Genomic DNA, 2,686 nt, shown 5'->3' on the forward strand with positions numbered 1-2,686 from the left:
AGTTAAAAGAAATATGTCAATAATATTATTATTTCAAACTATATCGTTCTCTGGAGTAACAAACGACAAAGCGGAGTCTCTGCTCCGCTTTTTATTAATACATCCGTTATGAATTAAATTTTCATTTTCTCAACAACGGCTCAATAACGATTTAGTATTAACTTAAATCGACATTTTTCGTACCAAAGAACCATGTCGCTACAAAACCTACGATATAAGCGATCAGCAAACCTATGGTGAATATTGCCATGCCAGCAAAGATACCTGAACTAGAGGTCATTAACGGTAAAGCTACAATGCCAGACGGGCCAAATACCGTATTCAAACCTACTGGCAATCCCATATATGCCACGAGTCCAATAAAGAAACCACCAGCAGAACCACCCACACAAGCAGTAACAAAAGGTTTAACCCGTGGTAATGTCACACCATAGATAAGCGGCTCACCGATACCTAATAATCCCGGAATGATCGCCCCTTTTACTTGCACACGTAACAAAGATTCTTTTTTCGCTTTAGCATATAAAGCAAACGCTGCGCCCACTTGACCTGCCCCTGCCATGGCTAAAATCGGGAAAAGAGAGTTAAAACCTTGAGCATCCATCAGAGCAAAGTAAACAGGTACAAAACCTTGGTGAATACCAAACATCACTGAGATTAAGAATAAACCCGCTAAGATCGCACTGCCGAATGGATTGCCATTTAAGTTGATGAATAACCATGACATTCCTTTAAACAGCTCACCACCAATTGGCATGATGATCACAAAGGTAACAGCACCCATAATCAATAAGGTGATCATGGAAGTTAAAATCATGTCTAAGTTATCTGGAATAAATTGGCGGACTTTTTTCTCAACCCAAGCACCAATAATGGCGGCAATCAGCACCCCGATAATGTTGCCTCGAGGATCAATACCATTACCGAAAAAGTCGTTCATTCCAGAGAAAATGCCAGATGTTGCATCCGGGTTATAACCAAGTACAAACAGTGAAGCTAAAATTGCGCCGTTTACGCCAGAACCACCAAACGCTTGCTGCGCATTATAGCCAATAAGGATACTTAGGAAGCTAAATAAACCTTTACTGAAAACTTTCATATACGCAATTAAATCAAGTAAATGCGCATTAGGCAAAGCCTGCCCTATAACAAAAAGTTGTTCCAGCAAGGTCGCTATACCTAGTAATAAACCTGCGGCAATAAAACCGGGGATTAAAGGCGTAAATATGGTTGCAAACTTGCTTAAAAAGCGTTGTGCAGCACTTGTTTGTTTTTTCTTTAATTGCTGTTTATGTGCAGAAGCAACATCTTTTAGGTCGGAATGTTTTTTTGGCGTTGTTTCTTCCCCACCTTGCTCGTTCTCAAGCATGCTATTCATCATTTCAGCGGCGGTTTGTGCTTTGCCAGGACCTAACACAATCTGAAATTGATCGTCACTTTCAACTAACCCCATTACCCCTGCAATACGCTTAATTGAGTCACGATCAGCTAAGCTATCATCTCGTAATGTAAGACGTAATCGCGTCATGCAGTTACCGCATTTAATAATGTTTTCGTTACCGCCTATTGCAGTGAGTATCTCTTGCATCATTGAAGCAGTTATTTTGGCCATCTTATGATCCTCGATATAACCGATTATTTATTATTCTTGGTCTAAAAGTGCATGACGAATAAAGCCATGATGCTTACTGAGTTTTGCTGCAGCTAGCTCTGCATTAATGTTGAGTAAAATCATAAGAATTGCAGTCTTACAATGGTTATTACATTGGGTGAGTGCCTCTGCTGCTTGTGATTCACTACACCCTGTTGCTTCAACTACAATATTTTTTTGACGCTGGATAAGTTTGGCGTTGGTTGCTTCAACATCAACCATTAAGTTTCCGAAGACTTTTCCCGTACGGATCATGGCACCTGTGGTTAACATATTAAGCACTAACTTTTGGGCTGTTCCTGCTTTCATTCTTGAAGAGCCAGTGACAACTTCAGCACCAACAATCGGTGTGATATTAATGTCTGCAATCTCTGCCATTGGGCTATTTGGATTACAGCTTAATGCCGCAACTTTAGCGCCCACGCTTTTTGCGTAATTCATCGAGCCGATTACGTAAGGTGTACGACCACTTGCGGCAATGCCTACAAGTACATCTTTATGATTAAAGCCAATCTGTTGTAGATCAGTAGCGCCAAGTTCTACGTTATCTTCTGCATTTTCAACTGCTTTTAATATTGCTTTGTGACCACCAGCAATTAAGCCAATTACTAAATCTGGATCTGAACCATATGTAGGAGGACATTCACTGGCATCTAAAATTCCTAGTCGACCTGATGTGCCAGCACCGGTATAAATCAGCCTACCGCCGGATTGAAAAGCCTCTGCAATAAGATCTACAACCTTGGCAATCTCAGGAATAATCGCTTCTACCGCTAACGCAACTTTCTGATCTTCTTGATTAATCACTTTCAACATATCGATTGTTGAAAGCATATCGATATTCTCGCTTGCTACATTTCGGCTTTCAGTCACTAAGGTTGTTAGATCAATTTTCATCATCAGCTCTCATCACTTGAAGGTTTGTTGAGAGGCATCATAACGAATAAAAAATTCATTTAAGTGATAGTTATCACAACTAAAATTATTCATTTTGTGCCAAAATTAAAGAATAAACACGAGTCATAACTCTTTAAA

At 39.9% G+C, this 2,686-nt stretch carries 2 protein-coding genes; both read right to left on the reverse strand.

Features of this window, described 5'->3' with window-relative positions; genetic code table 11:
* Positions 1-157: 157 nt before the first annotated feature.
* Entirely contained in the window at positions 158-1,612 is a 1,455-nt protein-coding gene (murP, locus tag E5A76_RS05865) for a PTS N-acetylmuramic acid transporter subunit IIBC (protein WP_161118377.1), read from the reverse strand.
* Positions 1,613-1,642: 30 nt separating this feature from the next.
* Positions 1,643-2,548: an N-acetylmuramic acid 6-phosphate etherase gene (gene murQ / locus E5A76_RS05870; protein WP_161118378.1), complete on the reverse strand. Its 906-nt coding sequence runs from the start codon at positions 2,546-2,548 to the stop codon at positions 1,643-1,645.
* Between the last annotated feature and the right edge of the window lie 138 nt (positions 2,549-2,686).

The organism is Photobacterium lucens (genome assembly GCF_009873615.1).
Classification (GTDB): Bacteria; Pseudomonadota; Gammaproteobacteria; order Enterobacterales; family Vibrionaceae; genus Photobacterium; species Photobacterium lucens.